This window comes from Gammaproteobacteria bacterium (assembly GCA_034522055.1).
Taxonomy (GTDB): domain Bacteria; phylum Pseudomonadota; class Gammaproteobacteria; order JAABTG01; family JAABTG01; genus JAABTG01.
Genome location: JAXHLS010000006.1, coordinates 352,096 through 377,035, shown reverse-complemented (window position 1 = coordinate 377,035; position 24,940 = coordinate 352,096). Strand labels below are relative to the sequence as shown.

Below are 24,940 nucleotides of genomic sequence, written 5' to 3'. Positions count from 1 at the left end.
AGCGGCCCCGTCGTGGTGACGGTGAGGGCATCAGAGAAAGGGTTCCGGATCGCCCCGGCCGGTGCGGACCACCTGGGGCACGTCTTGCGTGAGATCGACCACCGTGGTGGGCTCGAGGCCGCAGAAACCGCCGTCGATGATCACGTCCACGTGGGCCCCCATCTCCTCGCGGATGACGTCGGGATCGGTCATGGGCAGGGCACTGTCCGGGGGAATGAGGGTGGAACTCATGAGGGGTTCCCCCAGGGCGTCGAGCAGGGCCATGGTGATACCGTTGTCCGGAATACGGATGCCGATGGTCTTGCGCTTGGGGTTCTGGAGTCGCCGCGGCACCTCGCCGGTGGCCCGCAGGATGAAGGTGTAGGGCCCCGGGGTCGAGTTACGCATGGCCCGGTAATCCGCGTTGTCCACGCGGGCGTAGGTTGCGATCTCCGACAGGTCCCGGCACACCAGGGTGAAATTGTGCTTGTCGTCGAGGCGGCGGATGCGGCGGATGCGCTCCTGGGCCGCCTTGTCGCCGATGTGACAGCCCAGGGCGTAGCCCGAATCCGTGGGATACACCACCAGTCCCCCGCCGCGGATGATGGCCACCGCCTGATTCACCAGCCGGGCCTGGGGGTTCTCGGGATGGATGACGAAGAATTGCGCCATATCAGGCGGCCTGCCCACCCCAATCCGCCCACACCGGCCGGAGATCGGCAGGCAGCCGCGGCATGGCCCCCAGTTCGCGCCACGGGTTCTCGGGGCCGTGAAAGTCACTGCCGCTGGAGGCCAGCAGGCCGTGCCGGCGTGCCACCGTGGCCATGCGGTCGTTATCCTCGGGGGCATGGCTGCCGGACACCACCTCGAGGCCCCGCCCGCCGGCCTCCTGAAACTCCGCCACCAGGCGGCCGAGCTTGGCCGCCGTGAAACCGTAACGCGCCGGATGGGCGATGACCGCCTGTCCGCCGGCGGCCCGGATCCAGCCCACCGCCTCGGCCAGACCGGCCCACTCGCCGGACACGTGGCCGGGCTTGCCGTTGATGAGATACTTCTTGAACACGTCGCGTACCGATTCCGCCACGCCCTCGGCCACCAGGAAGTGGGCGAAGTGGGTGCGGCTGAGGATACTGCCCTTGGCGAGGGCCCGGGCGCCCTCGTAGGCCCCCGGGATCCCCGCCTCCTCCAGCAAAGCGGCGATACGGCGGGCCCGCCCCTCGCGCTCGACGCGCAGGCGCGCGAGGCCATCCTCGAGGGCGACGCAGTCGCGAGCCACGTTGAGGCCGAGGATGTGCACCGTGCGCCCGCCCCAGGTGACGGACACCTCCACGCCTCTCACCACCTCGAGTCCCAGAGGCCCGGCCGCTTGCTCGGCCTCCGCGAGGCCGGCGGTGGTGTCGTGATCCGTGAGGGCCAGCACGTGGACGCCCGAGCGCGCGGCGCGTTCCACCAGATCCCGCGGCGCCAGGGTGCCGTCGGAAGCGGTGGAGTGGGAATGGAGGTCATAGCACAGGGTGGACATAACGCGGCATTGTAACCGAATAACACCGCCTATTTGGCCGCATGTTCTGCAGGATTCGCATCGCTCCCCGCTGCCGGCGCGCAGGAAAGCCCGGTTTGCAGGGCTGAAGACGTTATACTGCCCGCCCCATGAGTATTCTGATAATGGACATCCAGGCCTTCGGGAAGGTTCTGAAGGAGAACGTGGACCGTTTCGCGGCGACCCGCCCCGACGACCCAAAGACCCGGGAGACCACCCGGACCCTGGGGGATGCCCTGGGCCAGTTCGTGGACATCGCGGCATACGTGGATTCCGGCGACGAGGCCCTCACGCGGCTCACCACCGAAGACATGGACCGCATCGGTGACCATGTATTGACCCTCATGGAGGCGGTGGTAGACGGTGTGCAGGGCCATGGCGCGCCGGCGGACCAGGCCATGCTCCAGCGCGCCGTGGCCGGCGCCTCGGTGTGGCTGGCGCGGGCCGGGGCACGCCTGGAACACCTGGAGCCGGTGGCCAACGCCTTCGCCGCGGTGGCCAACGGCACCCGGGACCCGGCCGACCTTGCAGAACTCTGTGTACTGCTCGAAGAGGTGCTGATGAGTGCCAGTCCGGCCGTCAAGGCGGATCTCGAGGCCTCCAATCCCATGCGACCGTGGCGGGTGATGAACCTCAACTGGGGCATCATCGCCACCCGCAGCCACGACACCGCCCTCATGAGACGCACCTTCGACCGGATGGCCGGGCACATCCCCGCGGACATGCCCGCCTTTTTCCGCGAGGGCATGGGCGAGATGGCGCGCGTGGCCTATCCCGCGGCCGTGAAGGAACTCCTACAGGCCTACCACGATCAGTGGAACCACTCCACCATACATTGAATAATCGCCGGGAAATCCATCCCGGCTACCGCCCTGCGCCGCCACGACGAGACCGGGATCCCCTATCCCCTATCCCCTATCCCCTATCCACTATTCCCTATTCCCTATTCCCTATTCCCTATTCCCTATTCACTATTCACTATTCACCATTCACCATTCACCATTCACTATGATCTCTATCCACCATCTCTATCCCCCATTCCCCAGCCATCGCCATCCACCACCTAGACACCCCATGCCCAACCATTCACCATTAACCATTCACTTTTCACCGTTGCCCATCCCCCCATGTTCTACCTGATCCTGGCCGAGGACCGACCCGGCACCCTCGCGGCACGTATCGATGCCCGTCCCGATCACCTGGCCCGCCTGGAGCACCTCAAGGGTCAGGGGAGACTGCTGATGGCGGGCCCCTTGCCCGCGGTGGATGCCTCGGACCCGGGCGCCGCCGGCTTCACGGGCAGCCTCATCGTCGCCGAGTTCCCTTCCCTGGAAGAAGCCCGCGCCTGGGCCGACGCGGACCCCTACTTCGCGGCGGGGGTCTACGACAAAGTCACCGTCAAACCGTTCAAAAGGGTACTACCATGAGTGAAGACAACCCCCGTATCGCCATGATCCGCGAGCGCATCACCGGTGCTCTCCAGCCCACCCGCCTGGAAGTCGAGGACGAGAGCCACAAGCACGCGGGTCATCCCGGTGCCCAGGCCGGCGGCGGCCACTTCAACGTTCTAGTGGTATCCGCGGCCTTCGAAGGCATCCCCCTCATCAAGCGCCACCGCATGGTCTACGACGCCATGGGTGACGCCATGGAATCGGAGATCCACGCCCTGTCCATCAGGGCCAAGACCCCGGACGAGGACTGAGGCCCCATGAGTACCACCCTCGAACTGGCCAAAGAGCTCATTTCCCGGGCCTCCGTGACCCCGGAGGACGCCGGTTGCCAGGGGCTCCTGGGGGAGCGCCTGGCGGCCATGGGTTTCGAGCTCGAACCCATGGGGTTCGGCGAGGTCAGCAACCTGTGGGCCCGGCGCGGCGAGACGGAGCCCCTGTTCTGCTTCGCCGGCCACACCGACGTGGTCCCCCCGGGTCCCGCCGACCAGTGGCGATACCCGCCCTTCTCCCCGGCCGTGCACGGCGGCGAACTGTGGGGCCGGGGCGCCGCCGACATGAAGGGTAGTCTGGCGGCCATGGTGACCGCCTGCGAGGCCTTCGTGGCCGCCCATCCGGACCATCAAGGCTCCATCGCCTTCCTCATCACCAGCGACGAGGAAGGTCCGTCGGTGGACGGCACCGTGAAGGTTGTGGAGGCCCTCGAGGCCCGGGGCGAGGCCATCCGCTGGTGCCTGGTGGGCGAGCCCTCCAGCACCGAGCGGGCCGGCGACACGGTCAAGAACGGGCGCCGCGGCTCCCTCGGCGGGCGGCTCACGGTGCACGGCACCCAGGGCCACGTGGCCTATCCGCACCTGGCCGACAACCCCATCCACACCCTCGCCCCCGCCCTGCTGGAACTCACCACCACCCTCTGGGACGAGGGCAGCGAGCACTTTCCGCCCACCACATTCCAGATCTCCAACATCCATGGTGGCACCGGGGCCGACAACGTCATCCCCGGCGCCCTGGAGTTGTGGTTCAACTTCCGTTTCTCCACCGCCGTCACCGCCGCCGAGTTGAAGGACCGCGTGGCGGCCATCCTGCGGCGCCACGGGATAAGCCATGACATCGACTGGCGCCTGTCCGGCGAGCCCTTCCTCACTCCCGAGGGGCCCCTGGTGGAGGCGGTAAAGGTGGCGACCAAAGAGGTGACGGGCATGGCGACCCGGCTCTCCACGGCCGGTGGCACTTCCGACGGGCGCTTCATCGCCCCCACCGGCGCCGAGGTGGTGGAACTGGGGCCCGTGAATGCCACCATCCACAAGGTCGACGAACGGGTGAATATCGCGGACCTCGACCGCCTGGCCCTGATGTACCGGCGGGTACTGGAGGAATTGCTCACCTGAGCCCGTACCGGCCACCTCCGTATCCGGCGCTGGCCACTTACACCGGCAGGCCGGCCTCCTCAACCGTCCTGCCGGGCTTAACTCTCATGGCGATACGCGCCACCCGAAATGATGAAAGAGGAGCGCGTATCGCCATGTTCGTTCCCTCACCCCAGCCCTGTACTCCGGGCATCCTGCCCTTCGCCCTGCGGGCCGCGCCAAGGCGCGTTCAAATCCGTTCCCGACGGATTTGTCCCAGAGGGAGAGGGGGAGTTCGTGCTTCGCGACTTTTACGTTAACCCGGTATCCAGGGCGCCATCACCCCGAGCCGGATAGTGACCATTGCGCCCGCAGGGACCACCCGTCCTGGATTACTCGGGCATCCTCGCCGGGACACCATGTTAAACTGCGGTTAAATTTCACACTTTATCCCGACCTCCAGGACGACTAATCATGAGCTTCCAACATATCCAGATTCCCGCCGGCGGCGAGACCATCAAGGTCAATCCCGATCAGACCCTGCACATCCCCGACCGTCCCATCATCCCCTTCATCGAGGGTGACGGCATCGGCGTGGACATTACCCCGGTGATGCGCAAGGTGGTGGATGCGGCGGTAGCCAAGGCCTACGGTGGCCGGCGCGCCATCGCATGGATGGAGGTCTATGCCGGCGAGAAGGCCGTGGCGCTCTATGGCGACGACACCTGGCTGCCCGACGAGACCTTCGAGGCGGTGCAGGACTGCGTGGTCTCCATCAAGGGGCCCCTCACCACCCCCGTCGGTGGCGGCATCCGCTCCCTCAACGTGGCCCTGCGCCAGCATCTGGACCTCTACGTGTGCTTGCGCCCCATCCGCTACTACCCCGGCACCCCCAGTCCCCTCAAGGCGCCGGAGAAGACGGACATGGTGATCTTCCGCGAGAACTCGGAGGACATCTACGCCGGCATCGAGTGGGCCGCCGAGAGCCCCGAGGCCATCCGGCTCATCGAATTCCTGCAGGAGCATCTGGGGGTCAAGAAGATCCGCTTCCCTGCGACCAGCGGCATCGGCATCAAACCCGTTTCCCGGGAGGGTACGGAGCGGCTGGTACGTAAAGCCATCCAATACGCCATCGACAACGACAGGCCCTCGGTGACCCTGGTGCACAAGGGCAACATCATGAAATTCACCGAGGGGGCCTTCAAGGACTGGGGCTACGCCCTCGCCCGCCACGAATTCGGCGCCGAACCCATCGACGGCGGGCCTTGGTGCACCCTGAAAAACCCCAGCACGGGCAAGGAGATAGTGATCAAGGACGTCATCGCCGACGCCTTTCTGCAACAGATCCTGCTACGCCCCGAGGACTACAGCGTCATCGCCACCATGAACCTCAACGGCGACTACATCTCGGACGCCCTGGCGGCCCAGGTGGGAGGCATCGGCATCGCCCCCGGCGCCAACATCTCCGACACCACGGCGATGTTCGAGGCCACCCATGGCACGGCCCCCAAGTACGCCGGCCAGGACAAGGTGAATCCGGGCAGTCTCATTCTGTCCGCCGAGATGATGCTGCGCCATATGGGCTGGACGGAGGCCGCGGACCTCATCGTCAAGGGCATGGGCGGGGCCATCGCGGCCAAACACGTGACCTACGACTTCGAACGCCTCATGGAGGGCGCCACGCTCCTCAGCTGCTCCGGCTTCGGCGACGCCCTCATTAACCACATGGATTGACCCTGCAAAGCCCCCCGGGGCCTGCCTAGACTGGGTTCGTCGCCGGCATCCGGCGCCAGGCCCAGTCGCTTGCGCCGATTTCCGGCGCCCCCTTCGCAGCGGCCCCATCTCCTACTATCCTTATTCCGGTAGGAAGAGTGCGACGGGGGGAACTCCCTGCGCCGCGCGCCGTCAATTTCAGAGACAAGAGAGACACCGTAACTCCCATGGCTGATTTACCGGAACGCATCAATGACGATGACCTCGCCGTAGAAAAGGCGCGGCCAAAACTCAAGGTTCCCCCCCTGTTCAACGTGATTTTGTTGAACGACGACTACACGCCCATGGATTTCGTCGTCGAGATCCTGGAGACCTTCTTCAACCTGCCACGGGACAAGGCGACACGCATCATGTTGCAGATCCACACCGAGGGGCGGGGCACCTGCGGGCAGTACACGCGGGAGATCGCCGAAACGAAGGTCCACCAGGTGAATATGCATTCCCGTGAACACCAGCATCCGCTGCTGTGCACCATGGAACCGGCCTGAGCCGGTGACTGACTCTGGAGCGCCCACATGTTGAGCAAAGAACTCGAATACACGCTGAATTCCGCCTTCAGGGCGGCCCGTGACAAGCGCCATGAGTTCGTCACGGTGGAACACCTGCTGCTGGCCCTGGTGGACGAGCCTGCGGCCTCCAGGGTGCTGCGCTCCTGCGGTGCGGATCTGGAGCGCCTGCGCGCCGAGCTGCTGGAATTCGTCGACCAGAACACCCCCCTGCTGGGGCCGGACGAGGACCGCGAGACCCAGCCCACCCTGGGCTTTCAGCGGGTGCTGCAGCGGGCGGTCTTCCACGTCCAGTCATCGGGCAAGAAGGAGGTCACGGGCGCCAACGTGCTGGTGGCCATCTTCGGCGAGCGGGAGTCCCAGGCCGTATACTTCCTGTCCAAACAGGACATCTCCCGCCTCGACGTGGTGAAGTTCCTCTCCCACGGCATCTCCAAGGTATCCGGGGCCGAGGAGAGCGAGGATGCGGGTCTGGCCGGCGACGACGAGAAGCCTGCCGAGGGCGGCTCCAACAGCCCCCTGGAAAACTACGCCATCAACCTCAACGAGCAGGCCCTGCTGGGCAAGATAGACCCTCTCATCGGGCGCCGCGACGAGGTCCAGCGCACGGTGCAGATCCTGTGCCGGCGGCGCAAGAACAACCCCCTGTTCGTGGGCGAGGCGGGGGTCGGCAAGACCGCCATCGCCGAGGGCCTGGCCAAGATGGTGGTGGACGGGGCGGTGCCGGAGATCCTCTCCAATGCCGTCATCTACAGCCTCGACCTCGGGGCCCTGCTCGCCGGCACCAAGTACCGCGGCGACTTCGAGAAGCGCCTCAAGGCCCTGCTGGCCCAGCTCCGCAAGGAGGAAGGAGCGATCCTGTTCATCGACGAGATCCACACCATCATCGGTGCCGGCGCCGCTTCCGGCGGCGTCATGGACGCCTCCAACCTCATCAAGCCCATGCTGGCCTCGGGCGAACTCAAGTGCGTGGGCTCCACCACCTACCAGGAATACCGCGGCATCTTCGAGAAGGACCGCGCCCTGGCCCGGCGTTTCCAGAAGATCGACATCAGCGAGCCATCGGTGGACGACACGGTGAAGATCCTCGAGGGCCTCAAGTCTCGCTTCGAGGAGCACCACCAGGTGAAATACTCCCGCCAGGCCCTGCGCACCGCCGCCGAGCTGGCGGACCGTTACATCAACGACCGCCACCTGCCGGACAAGGCCATCGACATCATCGACGAGGCCGGCGCCCGCCAGCGCCTGATACCACCGTCGCGACGCCGCAAGACCATCGGCGTGGGCGAGGTGGAATCCATCGTCGCCAAGATGGCCCGCATCCCCGAAAAGAGCGTGTCCCGCAACGACAAGGATGTACTGCGCAACCTTGAGCGTGACCTCAAGATGGTGGTCTACGGCCAGGAGGAAGCCATCTCCACCCTCGGAACGGCCATCAAGATGACCCGCTCCGGCCTCGGCAACCAGGACAAGCCCATCGGCTCCTTCCTGTTCGCCGGCCCCACCGGCGTGGGCAAGACCGAGGTGACCCGCCAGATGGCCCGCATCATGGGCATCGAGCTGGTGCGCTTCGACATGTCCGAGTACATGGAGCGCCACACGGTATCCCGGCTCATCGGTGCCCCGCCGGGCTACGTGGGCTTCGACCAGGGCGGGCTGCTCACCGATGCCATCAACAAGCATCCCCACTCGGTGCTGTTGCTGGACGAGATCGAGAAGGCCCACCCGGACGTGTTCAATCTGCTGCTGCAGGTCATGGACCACGGTACCCTCACCGACAACAACGGCCGCAAGGCGGACTTCCGCAACGTCATCCTGGTGATGACCACCAACGCGGGCGCCGAGCGCCTGAGCCGGGCCTCCATTGGCTTCACCCGGCAGGACCACTCCGGGGACTCCAGGGAGGCCATTGAGAAGACCTTCACACCGGAGTTCCGCAACCGCCTGGATGCCATCGTCAACTTCAAGCCCCTGGACCCCGCCACCATCGGCAGCGTCGTGGACAAGTTCGTGTTCGAGTTGGAGGCCCAGCTCCAGGACAAGAACGTCACCCTCGAGGTGTCCGAGGAGGCGCGGGCCTGGCTGGCCGCCAACGGCTACGACCCCCTCATGGGTGCGCGGCCCATGGCCCGGCTCATCCAGGAGAAGATAAAGAAAGGGCTGGCCGAAGAGCTGCTCTTTGGTAAGCTCGAGAAGGGCGGCCATGTGCGCATCGACAGCGACGGCGACGATATCGTCTTCGAATTCGAACTCGAGGAGTTGGTGGGCGACCTCTGAGCGCTCCCCATCGCACGGCCTGCCCCCGAGCCGGCACCATGGCTATCGCGCCGGTGTCCGGTTAAGGTATGGGGATGGTGGGGCGCCGCATCTTTGGCGGCGAACGCGGGCGGGCCGGAAACGTTGCCTGCCCCGTCCCCGACCGACCGACGCAATCTTAACTCTCATGGCGATACGCGCCGCCCAAGATGATGAAAGAGGAGCGCGTATCGCCATGTTCGTTCCCTCACCCCATCCCTCTCCCAGAGGGAGAGGGGGAGTCCGTGCTTCGCGACTTTCACGTTAACGAGGAAGGAGAAACCATGAAAAAGCCATTTCTGGCAGCTACGGCAGTGCTCTTGTTCGCGGCAACCGCGGCCCAGGCCCAACCCTACGGGGCTCGCGCCTACCACCCCGGTTACGCCCCCCAGGGCGCCCCCATGGCGCGCCCGGCCCAGGCCCCTTCTGAGGTGGAGACACCCGAGCAGATACTGCGCCAGGGACTCGACCGCATGCAGGGCTTCCTATCCCAGGGCAGCCTCGACCCTCAGGAACTGCTCGCCTTCCTGGATAACGAGATCGCGCCCTACTTCGACTTTCCGCTCATGTCCCGCTGGGTACTGGGGCGCGGCTATGACCAGATGAGCGAGGGTCAGAAGAGCGAGTTCACCCAGCGCCTCAAGGGCATGTTCTTCAGCGCCCTGGCCAAGAACCTCAAGGCCCTGTCCAACCCGCCGCCCCGTATCGATATCTTCGGTTCCCGCGTGCGACGCGACGCCCGTCAGGTCGCCGTGGGGGCCCTGGTGCGAGGTTCCATGTACGAGCAGCCGGTACGCCTGCAGTTCCGCTTCTACCGCGGCAACTCCGGCTGGAAGGTCTTCGACGTCACGGCCAACGGCATCAGTGCGGTCAGCTACTACCGCCAGCAGTTCAACCAGATGCGCCAGCCCTACTATCGCTAACCCCCCGGATGTCGGGATGAATCCCGACCTACATTCGTGCCGAAGGAACCGGCGGTGGGGGTGTATCTGTAGGTCGGGCTTCGTTTTTGTAGGTCGGGCTTCAGCCCGACAGTCAGCGGTGGAGGTTCCGGCCCGGCCCGTGGTGTGCGCGGCGGGCGTTAATGTCGGGATGAATCCCGACCTACATTCGTGCCGAAGGAACAGGCGCTGGGCGCATCTACGGGCCGGGATGTCGGGATGAATCCCGACCTACATCCGTGCCGAAGGAACAGGCGGTGAGGGTGTATCTGTAGGTCGGGCTTCAGCCCGACAGCCTGCGGGAGGTTCCGGCCCGGCCCGTGGTGTGCGCGGCGGGCGTTAATGTCGGGATGAATCCCGACCTACATTCGTGCCGAAGGAACAGGCGGCGGGGGTGTATCTGTAGATACTCCGTTTCCTGTCAAGCGGTTTGGAGATGCTGATCGCTAAACAGCTTGGAGGAGTCGAAAGGCTGATCATGCTGCATGCAGGCCCAGATTCCGGTGAGGTACTTGCGCATGACGGCGCACAAGGCTTGGATCCGCTTTTTGCCCCGGGCCACCAGAGCGTTATAGAACGCCTTGGCATACGGGTCATGCACGATCGCCACCATCGCTGGCATGTACAGGGCGCTACGCAGGTAGGCATTGCCGGTCTTGGCTAGGCGCCCGGGTCGATGGACGCTAGAGCCCGACTCATGCAGGCGCACGTCCAGCCCAGCATGACGAGCGACTTGTTTGGCCTTCAGGTCCCTGGGCAGTGTGGATAGCTCGGCCAGCAGAGCCAGGCTGCTGGCTGCCGCGAGGCCGGTGGCGGCACAGAGATGGGCCTGATGTTGCGCCAGCTCGGGGGTCTGCTGGATCAAGTCCTGGGCCGCTTGTTGCACCCGTTCGATGCGTTGGTCCAGTTGAGCGATGCTTTCCTCGGCATCCTCGATCAGCAGGGCTGGCGTGCCCCGTTGCGCCTTCAGGGCGTGCAGGTGGTTCTTGGCCTGGGTCCGCGCGTCCATTAGGCGGTTGAGATGCCGGCCGAAGTCGCGTAGGGCCCGATAGGTCGATGGCGGCGGGGTCCAGCGCCTAGGCGTCATGCGTTCGGCGTATTCGGCCAACAGGGCGGTGTCGAGCGGGTCGGTCTTACTGCCGCGCAGCGTAATTTCGGCGAAATGCCGGAAGCTGCGCGGGTTGATCACGGACACCGGCAGCCCGGCCTCGTGCAGGGCCAGCGCGAGGTCCAGGTAGTAGATGCCAGTGGCCTCCAGCACGATGCCCGCCGGTTGCAGCGCCTGCAGCTTGCGGATCGCCTGGGCGTGACCTTGGGCAGTCTGTGGGAAGGTGTAGACCTTACTGTTCTTGCCGTCACGACGGCAGAGCAAGTCGAAGGAGCGTGCGGCGACATCAATGCCGATATAAACGCTCATCGTTGTTCCTCCTTTCCCTTCTGGGGTCGGTTGCGTCACACTGATCACCGGTTCCCCGACCTCGCATTTCTTGCCGGTTCGACCTTGTGATACGAAGTCCAGCCAGGCTGGCTTCCCGATACTCCTCGAAATCGGCAATGAGGCGGGGAGCCCATCTACGCGCGAGGTCAGAAACTTCCTGCCTCCAGGTCGGGACGGCTTCCCCGGTGTCTGGCAAAAAACCTAACATGCCAGATAACTCCAACATACAAGGTCGGGCTTCAGCCCGACACCGAACGGACGGCGCCCTCGGGGAGAGTAACGCCCATGAAGATATCCGGCATCGGACACACCGCGGCACTGCGGTCGCCACTGGCGGCGTCTTGGCTCCGGCGCTCGCTTGTGGTTCTCACCCTGCTGCTGGCCGCCCTTCCCGGGGCCCGCGCGGAAGGCGGCGGTGCCACCGTGGTGGAACCGCCCTACGAAGACCCCAAGGTGGTCGTCGAATTCTACTTCGACCGTCCCGAGAAGGCCGCCGGTGCCCTGCACTGGCTACGTGCCTTCATCAACCCGCTGATGGAAGAGCCCTACGGCATGGCGCCGGAGTTCATGAACATCGTGGTGGTCATCCATGGCACCGAGCTGGTCACCGTTGCCAATCGGAACTATGACAAGTACAAGACCATCGTGGACCGCATGAAATACTACGCCCAGTTGGGCGTCAAATTCAGAGTATGCGGGCTGGCGGCGGAGGATTACGGCTACACGCCGGCGGATCTCCAGGACTTCATCGAAGTGGCGCCGTCCGCCATGACCGAGCTGGTCCACTGGCAGCAGCAAGGCTACGCGCTGCTGATCCCGCAGGTACCGGAGAAGCATTTCACCATCGAAGAAATACGCTAGCGCCTTACGCTGCACGAATTTTGAATTTTTAATTAATGCGCTCGCTGGCGCTCGCAAGTCCTTGAACCCCAAGGCCATCGTTTAATGTCCGGGCAAGCGGTTCAATCAGTCAGTTTCACTTAAAAGAGAGGCGCAAGCGCAGCGACGCGCCACAGCAATTAAAAATTAAAAATTAAAAATTGGCATTTCATCCTCCCGGCAGGGGCTTTCCACCGTCCCATCCTGCTAAGATCCCGCTCCTCGAGACCCCATCGCGATGCCATACAGGAGGATGAAATGCCCGACCCCCGTTGTGCCGGCACCACGCCTTACGTGCTGGAACTCGAGCCCGGCGACTATTTCTGGTGCGCCTGTGGCCGCTCCCGCAACCAACCGTTTTGTGACGGCTCCCATGCGGGCACGGACATCACGCCGTTGATGTTCACCGTGACCGAGCAGCGCAAGCGCGGCTACTGCGCCTGCAAGCAGACGGCCACTCCACCTTACTGCGACGGCAGCCACAAGGGATTGCAGCCCTGACGCAACCCGCAGCTATCAGCCCCTAGATCCAGTGCTGAATCCATTTTATCCCCCGAGCCCGGACCGCGCCGGCCATCCGGTCCACTGGAGCCGGCTGTACGGCGGTGCCGGCGGCCTGGCCATTGCCCGCGCCGCCGCGGAGCACAACGGCCCATTGCTGGTGGTGGCGCCGGATTCCCTGGCGGCGGCGCGCCTGGAGGCGGAGATACGCTTCTTCGGCGACGCCGATGACGACCTGCCGGTGCTGCATTTTCCGGACTGGGAGACCCTGCCCTACGACCCCTTCTCGCCCCACCAGGACATCATCTCCGAGCGCCTGTCGGTGCTGGTACGCCTGGCGGGACTGGAGCGGGGAGTGCTGGTGGTGCCGGCGAACACCCTGATGGTGCGCCTGCCGCCCCGCAGCCACATCGACGGCCACAGCCTGGTGCTGGACCGCGGCCAGCGCTTCGACGTGGAGTCCATGCGCGAGCGCCTGGAGAGGAGCGGCTACCGCTGCGTGAGCCAGGTGATGGAGCACGGGGAATTCGCCGTGCGGGGCGCCATCTTCGACCTCTTCCCCATGGGCAGTTCCGCGCCCTACCGCATCGACCTCTTCGACGACGAGATCGAGACCCTGCGCCAGTTCGATCCCGAGACTCAGCGTTCACTGGAGCGGGTGGATTCCGTCCGCCTGCTGCCGGCCCGGGAGTTCCCCCTGGACGAGGACGCCATCGCCACCTTCCGCCAGGCCTGGCGGCGTGAGTTCGAGGGCGACCCCAGCAGCTGCGGCATCTACCGGGATGTCTCCAACGGCCATGCGCCACCGGGAGTGGAGTACTACCTGCCGCTGTTTTTCGATGACACCCAGACTCTGTTCGACTACCTGCCGGACCACAGCCTGGCGATAGTGCTCGGGGAGGCCGCAGCGGGTGCGGAGGCCTTCTGGCGGGAGGCCGCGGAGCGCTACGAGAACCGCCGCCATGACCGCGAGCAACCCCTCCTCGAGCCCGCGCGCCTGTTCCTGGGGCCGGAGGACATCGAGGCACGACTGAACCGCCTGCCCCGGGTCGACCTCTCCACCTTCGAGGACCCGGCCGCCGAGGCCGCCAACTTCGCCACCCGCGCCCCCGTCGCCCTGCCGGTGGAGGCGCGGGCCCCGGACCCCCTCGACCACTTCAAGCGCTTCCGGGATACCTTCGGCGGGCGCATCCTGCTGGCGGCCGAGAGCGCCGGACGCCGCGAGGCCCTGCTGGAGACCTTCGCCGACAATGGCCTGCGCCCGGAGGTGGTGGCGGACTGGCAGGCCTTCGTCGCCGGCGACATGGCCCTGGCCATCGCAGTGGCCGAGCTGGAACAGGGCGTCGTCATCGAGGAACCGCCCCTGGCGGTGGTCACCGAGTCCCAGCTCTTCGGTGCCCGCGCCGCCCAGAGCCGGCGCCGCGGCGCACCCTCGCGGGACGCCGAGGCGGTGGTGCGTAACCTCACGGAGTTGCGGGAGGGCGCCGCCGTGGTGCACGAGGACCACGGCGTCGGCCGCTACCTCGGCCTCACCACCCTGGACGTGGGGGGCATGACCAACGAGTTCCTGCACCTGGAATACGCCGGCGGCGACAAGCTCTACGTGCCGGTGTCCTCGCTGCATCTCATCAGCCGCTACACCGGCACGGACCCCGACACCGCTCCCCTGCACCGCCTGGGCAGCGGCCAGTGGCAGAAGGCCAGGCGCAAGGCCGCCGAGAAGGCCTGGGACGTGGCCGCCGAGCTGCTGGACCTCCAGGCCCGCCGCGCCGCCCGCCCCGGCCATGCCTTCGACATCGACGACGGCCACTACCGCGCCTTCGCCCAGGCCTTTCCCTTCGAGGAGACCCCGGACCAGCAGACGGCCATCGAGCAGGTGGTGGCCGACATGCGCGCCGACCGCCCCATGGACCGCCTGGTGTGCGGCGACGTCGGCTTCGGCAAGACCGAGGTGGCCATGCGCGCCGCGTTCATCGCCGTGCAGGGCGGCCGCCAGGTCGCCGTCCTCGTGCCCACCACCCTGCTCACCCAACAGCACTACCAGAACTTCCGTGACCGCTTCGCCGACTGGCCGGTGCGCATCGAACATCTGTCGCGCTTCCGTTCCAAGAAGGAACAGACGGCCACCCTCAAGGCCCTGACGGACGGTCGCGTGGACATCATCATCGGCACCCACAAGCTGCTGGGCAGCGACATCCACTTCAAGAACCTGGGCCTGGTGGTGATCGACGAGGAACACCGTTTCGGGGTGCGCCACAAGGAGCGCTTCAAGGCCCTGCGGGCGGAGGTGGACATCCTCACCCTCACCGCCACCCCCATCCCCCGCACCCTCAACATGGCCATGTCGGGCATGCGCGACCTGTCCCTCATCGCCACGCCGCCGGCCAAGCGGCTGTCCATCAAGACCTTCGTCCAGCAGTGGGACAACACCGTGGTGCGCGAGGCCTGCCAGCGCGAGTTGCGGCGCGGCGGCCAGGTGTTCTTCCTTCACAACGAGGTGGACACCATCCCGCGCATCGCCCGCGAGCTGGCGGAACTGGTGCCCGAGGCCGCGGTGGGCATCGCCCACGGCCAGATGCCGGAACGCGATCTGGAGCGGGTGATGCTGGATTTCTACCACCGGCGATTCAACGTGCTGGTGTGCACCACCATCATCGAGACCGGCATCGACATCCCCACCGCCAACACCATCGTCATCAACCGCGCCGACCGCTTCGGCCTGGCCCAGCTCCACCAGTTGCGTGGCCGCGTGGGGCGCTCCCACCACCGCGCCTACGCCTACCTGCTGGTGCCCCATCCCAAGGCCATGACCGCGGACGCCGTGAAGCGGCTGGAGGCGGTGGAGTCCCTCGAGGACCTGGGGGTGGGCTTCACCCTGGCCACCCACGACCTGGAGATCCGCGGCGCCGGCGAACTGCTGGGCCAGGACCAGAGCGGCCAGATCCATGAGGTGGGCTTCTCCATGTACGCCGATCTGCTGGAGCGCGCCGTGGCGGCCCTCAAGGCCGGCCGCAGTCCTCAGCTCGACCGCCCGCTGGACCATGGCACCGAGGTGGACCTCCACATCCCGGCCATCATCCCCGAGACCTACGTGCCCGACGTCCACACCCGCCTCATCATGTACAAGCGCATCGCCGCCGCCGACTCCCTGGCGGCCCTAAAGGACCTCAAGGTGGAGATGATCGACCGCTTCGGCCTGCTGCCGGAGCAGACCCAGACCCTGTTCCGCATCACCCAGCTCAAGCTCCGGGCGACGCCTCTGGGCGTACGCAAGGTGGACGTGGGCAACGCCGGCGGGCGCATCATCTTCGACGAGCAGCCCAACGTGGATCCCGTGGCCATCATCAACCTCATCCAGGACCGCCCCGGCGAGTTTCGTCTCGAGGGCGGCGACCGCCTGCGTCTTCTCGGAGACATGCCGGACCTGGACAGCCGCATCCACGCCCTGGAAGGGGTCTTCGATCGCCTCACCACCACCGCGGTGGCGTGACGGGTTATGATCCGCGCCATGGCAAGGTCCCGACGATTCCCTCCCCTGCTCATGGCGGTCATGGCCTGGCTGGCGCCCGGGGCCGCGCCGGCCCAGGATGCCCCCGCTATCCCGTGGTTCACGGTGGAGGTGGTGGTATTCGCCCATAAGGGGACCGCGGGACTCGGTGAGGAGATCTGGCCCGAGGCCCCCGGCCGGCCGGACCTCACCGCCGCCGTGCCCCTGACACCGGACGGCATGCCCCTGGTGGACACCGCCGCCGGCAAAATGTCGCCCCTCCTCCCCGCCACCGCCGGTGGACGCCAGCTCACGGGCATCGTGCGCGCCCTCAGGCGTTCATCGACCTATGAGCCCCTGGTCCACATGGCCTGGCGCCAGGCCGGGCGCGACGAGCGGCACGCCACCTCCATCCTGGTGCGCGTCGGCCCGCCCAACGAAGCGCCGCTGCTGGAAGGAACCCTGCGGGTCCACCTGTCCCGTTACCTGCATCTCCGCGCCGACCTGGTCTACGCCCGGGACATCCCCCCGGGACGACCCGATGAGACAGGCCCGGTCGATACGCCGGCGGCGGCGGACGGCGGCGCAGCCGCGCCCCGGCCGGCCAATGCCGTCTTTCGCCTCAGCCAGAGCCGGCGCATGCGCTCCGGCGAGATCCACTACGTGGACCACCCCGTCTTCGGCCTCATCGCCGAGATCCGACGCTACAAGTTTCCCGAGCCGGAGCCCCCGGTGCCCGTGACCGGCCGGTCTGACGAACCGTCGGCTACCGCTCCTAGCCCGTGACATGATCGGGACCGCCGGATCCCGGGAACGCCCCCGACCACCGGGCACCCGCATCCCGGCACTGCTCCTGCCCGCACTGCTGGCCGCGGCCGCGCCGGTGGCGGCCGATATCTACCGCCTCATCGACGAACAGGGCGTCATCCACCTCTCGGACAAGCCCGCGGGTGATGACTGGAAGCTCATCGTGCGCACCCGCAAGGCCTGGTCGCCGGACCGCGTCCGGCCCATGCCCGAGAACCGCGCCCGCTTCTGGCCCCTGGTGGACGCCGCCGCCCGCCGCCACGGCCTCAATCAGGCCCTCATCGATGCCGTCATCACCGCCGAGTCGGGTTACAACCCCGATGCCCTGTCCAGCGCCGGGGCCATGGGCCTCATGCAGCTCATGCCCGACACCGCCCGCGCCTTCGGCGTCGCCGATCCCAACGATCCGGCCCAGAACATCGAGGGCGCGACCCGCTACCTGCGCCGACTCATGGACCGCTACCTGAATCTCGAACTCGCCCTCGCCGCCTACAACGCCGGCGAAACCGCCGTGGCCCGCTTCGACAACCAGGTCCCACCCTATCCCGAGACCCGGCACTACGTGCGCAAGGTGATGGGGCTGTTCCGGCAGGGGTTGGAGCGCCAGGCGGCGCGTAAGGTGGCGGAGGGGGGATGAGGATGGGAAATGGGAAATGGGAAATGGGAAATGGGAAATGGGAAATGGGAAATGGGAAATGGGAAATGGGAAATGGGAAATGGGAAATGGCAGAGTCTGGCCCGGGAGTGATTGGAAGGGTCAACCCGAAGCACCGTAGGGTGGGTCAAGCGCAGCGGACCCACCATCCAATTGGCAGCACCGTAGGGTGGGTCAAGCGCAGCGGACCCACCATCCAATTGGCAGCACCGTAGGGTGGGTCAAGCGCAGCGGACCCACCATCCAATTGGCAGGGGAGACTCGCGGGCAGAAACGGTGAAGTGATCCCCGGCCCCGCGCACGATTCAACCCTGTTAACTGGATGCCGGGTCAAGCCCGGCATGACGAATGTAACTCGTCATAAAGTTTTCTCATGCCATGACGACTTAGGAAACGGGGAATCATCACAAGACCACATATGAGGGAACACCATGGCGTCCAGACTCAAACTGGCGACGAAGCTGCAGCTGATGGTCGGAGCCCTCATGGTCCTGGTCATCCTGTCCACCCTCGGCATCATCTTCGTCAGGACCTCCGGCTCCCTCGACACCATTCACGAACAACGGGTCTCCGTCCTCCAGGGCGTGGCCGACCATTACTTCGCCGGGAAAGTGGAGAAACTGGCCACCTATTCCCACATTCTCGCCGGTGACGAGGCCATCGCCGCCGCGGTAGCGGCGGGTGACAGCACGGCCCTGCAGGCCATCCTGCCGCCCCTCTTCCAGCGGCTTCATCAGTTGGACCAGGACATCAACACCATCGAGGTGACGGATGCCCACGGTATCGTCCTGGTGCGCGGGCACAATCCCGCGAAGTCCGGCGACGACAAGTCCAAGACGCGCCTGTTCGGCAATGCCCTCAAGTCCAGGACGGCCGAGGCCGGGGTCAATGTGTCCTCCTCCACCGGCCTGCTGAGCTTCGATGCCATCACCCCGGTCGAGGCCGGCGGCCGCTTCGCGGGCCTGTTCAAGGTCGGCTACTACCCCAAATCCCGCAATCTCGAAGAATTAAAGGGCCTGCTCGACGCCGAGGCGGCCGTGGTGATGGAAAACCGCGACAAGCCCATCGACGCCACCGTCAAGTCGAAGTACCAGGTCGACAGCCGGCACTATGCCGGACAACGACTGCTGGTCTACGGCGCCACCTTCGACCACGATCTCGCCGCGGCCTTCCTGGGGTCCTCCCGAGATGAGGCGGGCCACACCCGCATCGACGGCGCCCCCCACAGGCTCGAACGGCTGGGCGTCTCCCTCGATGGCACCCCGGTACGGGAATTCTCGCTGCTCATAGCCGTGCCCCAACGGGAGCGCACCGCCGTCCTGTCGGCCCTGGGGCTCTCCGGCTCGGTGGTGGCCCTCATCGGCATCGCTGCCGTGGTCCTCGTCGCCTGGCTGATCACGAAATCCTTTACCCGGCCCATCACCCACATCATCACGGGTCTGTCCTCGGGAGCCGGCCAGGTCGCCCAGGCGGCCCATCAGGTGGCGGACGCCAGCCAGCAGCTGGCCGAGGGAGCGAGCGAGCAGGCCGCATCCCTGGAAGAGACCTCATCGGCCCTCGAGGAGATGGCCGCCCAGACCCGCCAGAACGCCGACCACGCCGATCAGGCCGACCGCTCCATCAAGGACACCGTCAATGCCGTCAACTCCGGCGTCACCTCCATGGAGCACATGAACGCCGTCATCAAGGAGATCGCCAGCTCGGCCAAGCAGACCTCCAACATCATCAAGACCATCGACGACATCGCTTTTCAAACCAACCTCCTGGCACTCAACGCCGCCGTCGAGGCCGCCCGCGCCGGCGAATCCGGCAAGGGTTTCGCCGTGGTGGCCGAGGAAGTGAGGAATCTGGCCCAGCGCTCCGCCGAGGCTGCCCGCAACACCGGCCAGCTCATCGAACAGTCGCAGAAGATCGCCGGCGACGGCGTCACCATGGCCGGGGAAGTGGCGAAACAGCTGGAGACGATTCGCGACTCCTCCATCGCGGTAAGCACCCTCGTGGGTGAGATCGCCGCCGCCTCCAAGGAGCAGGCGGGGGGTATCGACCAAGTGAACACGGCCACCACCGAGATGGACAAGGTGGTGCAGCAGAATGCCGCCGACTCCGAGGAATCCGCCAGCGCCGCCGAAGAACTCTCGGCCCAGGCCGCCGAGATGTCGCGTGCCGTGCACGCCCTCGAGATCCTGATCGACGGCAACGGCTCGACCGCAGATGAAGGCCCCTCCGCGGCCGCCCCTCCGCGGCCACCGCATCCCGCCCCGAACCACCGTCACGCCGTGACCGCACGCTCACTGTCCCCGGGGCGACATGGGCCAGGGAAAAAGAGCGCCGCGGAAAGGGCCATCCCATTGGACGACGACGACCTCTCCGATTTCTAGCCCCCCGCAAGCCGGATCATCGGCCTGAAGCGGGCCATGCACCCGCACCGGGGCGGAACCCCCATCGGCGGGCTGTCGGGCTGAAGCCCGACCTACAGATCCCCCCCTCGCCCGTTCCAACGGCACGGATGTAGGTCGGGATTCATCCCGACATCCGGTGCCATGCCATGCACCCGCGCCGGGGCGGAACCCCCAATGTTGGATGTCGGGATGAATCCCGCCAATGTTGGGTGTCGGGATGAATCCCGACCTACAGATATCCCCCCACCGCCTGTTCCCGGAGGGACATCAGGCGCGGAAGCACACGCCGACCTTGAGCCCCCTGCCACTGCTACCGTCTTCCAGCAGCACGCGTCCCTTATGGACCTCGGCGATGCGCTCGACGATGGACAGCCCGATACCGTAACCCTCGCCCACGGCCGCGGGCAGCCGGCAGAAACGCTGCAATACCTGGCTGCGCTTCTTGGCGGGTATCCCCGGACCGGTATCCTCCACGAACATATGGATACCGTTGGCATCGCCGCTGATATCCAGCTTTACACTGCCGCCAGCCGGGGTGCAGCGAATGGCGTTGTCGAGGAGGTTGCGGATCAGCACCCGCATGAGTTCCTCATTGCCACGAACATACACCGGCCCATGTCCCCGGAAGGATAGATCGAGTCCCTTCACCAGCGCCTTCGGCGCCACATCGCTCATGACATCCCGGGACAGGGCCTCGAGTTCGAGTTCGCTGTCCATCATCACGTTCCAATCGCCCTCGAGGCGCGCCAGCAACAGGACCTGTTCCACCAGTTCGCTGCAGTTCTTCGATACCTTGAGGATCTGCTTCAGGGCGTGCCGTCGCTCATCCTCCGTCGCCACCGCCAGACCGGCCTCGGCCTGATTCCGGATCGCAGTCACCGGGGCCCGCAGCTCGTGGGCGGCATCGGCGGCGAAGCGGTCGAAACGGCCGAAGGCCTCTTCCAGTCGGCCCAGCATAGAGTTCACTTCAGCCACCAGGGGACGGATCTCCTGCGGCACACGTCGCACCTGCAGGGGCTCCAGATTGTTCGCGTCCCGCGTGGCAATCTCCGCCGACAGACGAGCGAGAGGGTGCAGGCAGGTGCGAATACCGAACCATAGCCCCGCGAGAATAAACAGGAGCGCCAGGAATACCGGCATCAGGGCCCTTCCGAGGGCCGCCAGCATCAGCTCATCACGATCGGCGGAGCGGACCGCGACATGGATGACGTCCCCCTCCTGTAGAGACGCGGTCAGGAGGCGCCAGCCGTGGCCTTCCACATGCGCTTCCCCGTAGCCCGGCGTGGGACCGGAGAGGGGTGTGACGGGCGCGTCGGGGCTGGCGCTCAGCAGGCGGCCCGACGGCGACCACACCTGGTAGACCAGGGACACCAGGCCGGGATTGGCGGCACCTTTGAGTTCGCTGCCGGCTGCGGCTTCCGCCTCATCTGTGGCGGTGGACAGCGCGTGAGCCACCGCTGCCAGCCGGGCATCCAGCAACCGCCCTACTTCCTGTCGGGTGGCGAGTACCGTGGCAACGGTAACCACCAGCCAGATCACCACGATGATCGTGCCCAGGGTGGAGAGCAGCTGGCGGCGGAGAGACATCATCCGATGCGCGATTCCACCGTGTAGCCGAGGCCGTGTACCGTTTTGATGGTATCGGCCGGAATCTTCTTGCGCAGATTGTGGATATGCACCTCGACGGCATTGCTGGAGATGGCGCCGAAAAGGCCGTAGAGGTTCTCCTCCAGACGGGGACGCGATACCACCTTGCCACGGCTCTCCAGCAGGCAGCGAAGAATGGAAAGTTCCCTCATGGACAAGGGAAGGGGCTTGCCATCGACGGTGGCGGTCTGTCCCTCCACGTCGAGGACTATACCACCGTGGGCGATGAGGCCCTCGGAGCGTTCGCGATAGCGACGGCATATGGCCCCGAGGCGGGCGCGCAGCTCCGCGAACTCGAACGGCTTCGCCAGGTAGTCGTCCGCCCCCATGTTGAAGGCGCGAAGTTTGTTGGCGAGATCCGTGCGCCCGGTGAGCACGAGGACCGGCACGCGCTCGAAGACCGTACGGAAACTCTTGAGCAGATCCATACCATCGCCACGCGGCAGGTTGAGATCCAGCACCACGGCGTCGAAGTGGCCCTGGGGCAGGGCACATCGGGCCTCCGGAATGTCGGTGACCGCGGTCACGCTATGGCCATGACCGGACAACAGCTTCGTCAGGCTATCCACGAGGACCGTGTCATCCTCAATAAGCAGTACATGCATGCTGCGAATCTCCCGTTCTCATCGTTGACCCCGGCGCCCCCCAAAACGCCAGCCGCAAACATCGGCTCGCCGCCTCCAACGGGCGGACAGCATAAGCCTCTCCGGAACACTCGGGAATGCCGAACCATGGATGCAGGCACCGCGGCAATCGATGCGCATTATACTCGACCAAATCTCTCGGCTATTTTTATTTGGTTTGTTTTGCAAACCGATTAGACCCCCCTGTATCGCATAACACCACCGTGCCGACCATGAGCGTTGATCCAGATCATGACGAAGCCCGGCGGCACCTTGCGTTCCCGGGCGGGAGGCATGCCAGGGTGGGAACCGGCGAGGGTCTGATACCCTGCCTGCACTGAATTGATGTCCCTTCGGGAAGACTTTAATCTCCTCCCGTCTACCGCGCTATTTGGAATACCAACCCGTCACCGGATAAGGAACCGTCGATGCTCATCGATACCAACAAGGTCGTCTCTCTCCATTACACCCTGACTGACAGTGAAGGCCTGGTTCTGGACACCACCCAAGGGCGGGGGCCGCTGACTTATATCCACGGCGCGGGGAACGTCATCGCGGGTCTGGACGAAGGAATGGAAGGTCACGCGGCCGGCGACAGGCTCCATATCACGATTCCGCCGGAAAAGGCCTACGGAGACAAGGACGATGAGTTGCTAATCAAGGCGCATCGCTCGCAATTCGACGGCCCTGACGAACTCGAACCGGGCATGCAGTTTCACTTCGGCAGCGGACTGAACCAGCGCCTGTTCGTCGTCACTGAGGTCGTCTCAGACAACGTCTTCCTGGACGGCAACCATCCCCTCGCCGGCCTGACCCTCCAGTTCGACATCGAGATCGTCGATGTACGGGACGCCACTGCGGACGAACTCCGGAACGGCCTTCCTCAGGACCCATAGAAAACGCTTATCTGACCCATACCGGGCCCGGATTACGAGGGTCAAACCTCTCCCGTCTCTGCTCCGGGCGGCCCCGGCATGCCCTCCGCGGAGACGTCCAACATGCGGCAGCGCGGGCACATCTGCAGACGCCGGGCGCTCGCCGATTGGGCGAACACCCAGTTGCCTTCCAGACGCTCGGTCATGCGCTGCAGCATGCTCGCGGTGGTGAACGGCGTACCGCAGCGAATGCAATGGAAGGGCCGTTCCTCGTGCAGGAGACGGGCTGACTTCCTGGTCTGCCGGGACCAGACGAAACGGGGGGCAAGGGTGACAGCTCCCTCGGGACAATTGCCCGCACACAGGCCACATTGCACGCAGTCATCCTCGACAAAGAACAGCCGCGGCGTGCCCGCCTCACCGCGCAACGCCCTCCCAGGACACACGTGGACACATGCCATGCAAAGAATACAGCCATCCGGATCGATCCGGACCTCGCCGTAAGGGGCCCCCTCCGGCAGTTCCGAAACCGCAGGATGGGCAGGAGCGCGGTCATACAGCGCTTCGAGGGCGCGCCCCATGGCCTCGCGTTTGCCTTCCACCACCGGCAGTTCCCGGTCGGCGGTCGGGTCCAGAGGTGGTATGCGGGAAACCCTTCGCTCCAGCCCTTGCTCCCCCCGGAAAGTCAGTGAAAGGACTCGCGCCGGGTCATAACCGAGGCTTCCCAGAAAGGCCTGGGCCAGAACGACTTGTGCATTCAGGGCCCGGAACACGTCCCGGGGCATGCCGGCCCTGCCTATCAACAATACCTGGCGCACGCCATGTGCCAGGGCCAACAGCCACAGTTCGATACCTGCCGCGGCCATTCTTTTCAGGGCCACCGGCACCACGTACTCGGGCACCCCGGACAGGGCCTGTTCGAGGGCATGGTCGTCGAGGTCGTGAAACATCAATGCCGGCTGGATCCCACCCGCCTGACGATACCGCGCCAGGGCCTCCCTGAGGTTGGCCAGCAGGCTGTCGAATGCCGGATAGGCGTAGCGAATGGCCCCCGTAGGACAGACCGTCGAGCAAATCCCCTCCCCCTGACAGAGATAGGGGTCCACCTGGATGCGATCCTTGACGGATAGGATGGCGCGGGTGGGACAGCTATCGAGGCAGCGGGTGCATCCGTTTACCCCGGCCGCACCGTGAGCGCAGATCTGAGGATCATAGGCAAAGAAGCGTGGCTTACTGAAATCACCCACCAGTCGCGCAGCCTGGTCAAGGGCCTGAGCGAGGCGGGTCGGATCGGGTCCACAGGCGTGATAACCGAGAGGGAGCACGGGCCAATCCAGATACGGCGTGGCGCCCATATCCACCACGATATCGAAACCGGAGAGCCCCAGATACTCGGCCAGGTCTACCGTGTTTTCGCCGTCCTGGAGCGCCACCCGGAACGCACCGAGATGGCCTTGCACGGAGACCATGCGTCCCTGCACCACGGTGAACCCGTATTCCGGGCCCCGCCCCTCTCGGACCGGCACCACGCCACCCTCGATGATCACGGTGCAGGCAAGCCCACGGCGCCCCAGTTCCTGCGCCGCCTGGATAGCCACGGATCCGTCTCCCCACAGCACCACCCGTCCCGCGGAACGATAGGTCACTGTAGGCGCTTCCGGCGGCGGTACGCGCTCCAGAAAGTCTCGCGCCGCCGCCCGCGCGGTACTTTCCGTATCCTCGCCTGGCGCGTCCGTGTTCACCACCGGCCCATGGACCGATTCATTCAGCGCCATGGAAAAACGACAGCCCCCCGGCGGTT

21 protein-coding genes are annotated in these 24,940 nt (G+C 65.6%); 15 read left to right on the top strand and 6 right to left on the bottom strand.

Going from position 1 to position 24,940, the window contains the following annotated elements; all coding sequences use genetic code 11:
* Positions 1–30: 30 nt before the first annotated feature.
* Entirely contained in the window at positions 31–651 is a 621-nt protein-coding gene (locus U5S82_20345; GenBank protein ID MDZ7753929.1) for an L-threonylcarbamoyladenylate synthase, read from the bottom strand.
* A gap of 1 nt (position 652) precedes the next feature.
* Positions 653–1,501 (bottom strand): PHP domain-containing protein, encoded by an 849-nt coding sequence (locus U5S82_20340; protein MDZ7753928.1) that lies wholly within the window; start codon positions 1,499–1,501, stop codon positions 653–655.
* A 128-nt stretch (positions 1,502–1,629) separates the two neighbouring features.
* Between U5S82_20340 and U5S82_20335 the strand changes: the two genes are divergently transcribed.
* The 8 genes from U5S82_20335 (at position 1,630) to U5S82_20300 (ending at position 9,810) form a co-directional block, all read left to right on the top strand.
* On the top strand, positions 1,630–2,358 hold the full coding sequence (locus U5S82_20335; protein MDZ7753927.1) for a hypothetical protein: 729 nt from the start codon (positions 1,630–1,632) through the stop codon (positions 2,356–2,358).
* Between the two features lie 288 nt (positions 2,359–2,646).
* Complete coding sequence (locus U5S82_20330) at positions 2,647–2,946, top strand: YciI family protein (protein ID MDZ7753926.1); 300 nt, start codon at positions 2,647–2,649, stop codon at positions 2,944–2,946.
* Positions 2,943–3,221, top strand: coding sequence for a BolA family protein (locus tag U5S82_20325; GenBank protein MDZ7753925.1), 279 nt, complete (start codon positions 2,943–2,945; stop codon positions 3,219–3,221). The genes U5S82_20330 and U5S82_20325 overlap by 4 nt, the downstream gene beginning before the upstream one ends.
* A 6-nt stretch (positions 3,222–3,227) precedes the next feature.
* Positions 3,228–4,355 carry a succinyl-diaminopimelate desuccinylase gene (dapE, locus tag U5S82_20320; protein MDZ7753924.1) on the top strand — a complete coding sequence of 376 codons (1,128 nt, stop codon included), beginning with the start codon at positions 3,228–3,230 and terminating at the stop codon, positions 4,353–4,355.
* 432 nt (positions 4,356–4,787) lie between these two features.
* Positions 4,788–6,047, top strand: a complete 1,260-nt coding sequence (gene icd / locus U5S82_20315) for an NADP-dependent isocitrate dehydrogenase (GenBank protein ID MDZ7753923.1) — start codon at positions 4,788–4,790, stop codon at positions 6,045–6,047.
* A gap of 206 nt (positions 6,048–6,253) precedes the next feature.
* Positions 6,254–6,574, top strand: a complete 321-nt coding sequence (gene clpS, locus U5S82_20310; GenBank protein ID MDZ7753922.1) for an ATP-dependent Clp protease adapter ClpS — start codon at positions 6,254–6,256, stop codon at positions 6,572–6,574.
* Positions 6,575–6,601: 27 nt separating this feature from the next.
* The gene (clpA, locus tag U5S82_20305; GenBank protein MDZ7753921.1) at positions 6,602–8,869 is read left to right on the top strand and encodes an ATP-dependent Clp protease ATP-binding subunit ClpA; all 2,268 of its coding nucleotides are present in this window, start codon (positions 6,602–6,604) and stop codon (positions 8,867–8,869) included.
* Positions 8,870–9,171: 302 nt separating this feature from the next.
* The gene (locus U5S82_20300; protein ID MDZ7753920.1) at positions 9,172–9,810 is read left to right on the top strand and encodes an ABC transporter substrate-binding protein; all 639 of its coding nucleotides are present in this window, start codon (positions 9,172–9,174) and stop codon (positions 9,808–9,810) included.
* 439 nt (positions 9,811–10,249) lie between these two features.
* Here the strand turns inward: U5S82_20300 and U5S82_20295 are convergent, their stop codons facing one another.
* Positions 10,250–11,245: an IS110 family transposase gene (locus tag U5S82_20295; protein MDZ7753919.1), complete on the bottom strand. Its 996-nt coding sequence runs from the start codon at positions 11,243–11,245 to the stop codon at positions 10,250–10,252.
* 306 nt (positions 11,246–11,551) lie between these two features.
* On the opposite strand from U5S82_20295, the gene U5S82_20290 reads away from it, so the two are divergent.
* The 6 genes from U5S82_20290 to U5S82_20265 all read left to right on the top strand — a co-directional run bounded on the left by U5S82_20290 (position 11,552) and on the right by U5S82_20265 (position 19,973).
* The gene (locus U5S82_20290) at positions 11,552–12,127 is read left to right on the top strand and encodes a DsrE family protein (protein MDZ7753918.1); all 576 of its coding nucleotides are present in this window, start codon (positions 11,552–11,554) and stop codon (positions 12,125–12,127) included.
* Positions 12,128–12,403: 276 nt separating this feature from the next.
* A complete protein-coding gene (locus tag U5S82_20285; protein MDZ7753917.1) occupies positions 12,404–12,646 on the top strand; it encodes a CDGSH iron-sulfur domain-containing protein in 243 nt (80 codons plus the stop codon).
* A gap of 31 nt (positions 12,647–12,677) precedes the next feature.
* Entirely contained in the window at positions 12,678–16,136 is a 3,459-nt protein-coding gene (mfd, locus tag U5S82_20280) for a transcription-repair coupling factor (GenBank protein MDZ7753916.1), read from the top strand.
* An 18-nt stretch (positions 16,137–16,154) separates the two neighbouring features.
* Positions 16,155–16,919, top strand: coding sequence for a CsiV family protein (locus U5S82_20275; GenBank protein ID MDZ7753915.1), 765 nt, complete (start codon positions 16,155–16,157; stop codon positions 16,917–16,919).
* A gap of 1 nt (position 16,920) precedes the next feature.
* Positions 16,921–17,577, top strand: coding sequence for a lytic transglycosylase domain-containing protein (locus U5S82_20270; GenBank protein MDZ7753914.1), 657 nt, complete (start codon positions 16,921–16,923; stop codon positions 17,575–17,577).
* Between the two features lie 449 nt (positions 17,578–18,026).
* Entirely contained in the window at positions 18,027–19,973 is a 1,947-nt protein-coding gene (locus tag U5S82_20265) for a methyl-accepting chemotaxis protein (protein ID MDZ7753913.1), read from the top strand.
* Between the two features lie 288 nt (positions 19,974–20,261).
* Here U5S82_20265 and U5S82_20260 read toward each other — a convergent pair whose 3' ends face one another.
* Positions 20,262–21,584 (bottom strand): ATP-binding protein, encoded by a 1,323-nt coding sequence (locus tag U5S82_20260; protein MDZ7753912.1) that lies wholly within the window; start codon positions 21,582–21,584, stop codon positions 20,262–20,264.
* The gene (locus U5S82_20255) at positions 21,581–22,246 is read right to left on the bottom strand and encodes a response regulator transcription factor (GenBank protein MDZ7753911.1); all 666 of its coding nucleotides are present in this window, start codon (positions 22,244–22,246) and stop codon (positions 21,581–21,583) included. The genes U5S82_20260 and U5S82_20255 overlap by 4 nt, the downstream gene beginning before the upstream one ends.
* A gap of 446 nt (positions 22,247–22,692) precedes the next feature.
* Here U5S82_20255 and U5S82_20250 point away from each other — a divergent pair, with 446 nt between their 5' ends.
* A complete protein-coding gene (locus U5S82_20250; protein ID MDZ7753910.1) occupies positions 22,693–23,160 on the top strand; it encodes a peptidylprolyl isomerase in 468 nt (155 codons plus the stop codon).
* A gap of 41 nt (positions 23,161–23,201) precedes the next feature.
* Here U5S82_20250 and U5S82_20245 read toward each other — a convergent pair whose 3' ends face one another.
* Entirely contained in the window at positions 23,202–24,914 is a 1,713-nt protein-coding gene (locus tag U5S82_20245) for a 4Fe-4S binding protein (protein MDZ7753909.1), read from the bottom strand.
* Positions 24,915–24,940: the final 26 nt, after the last annotated feature.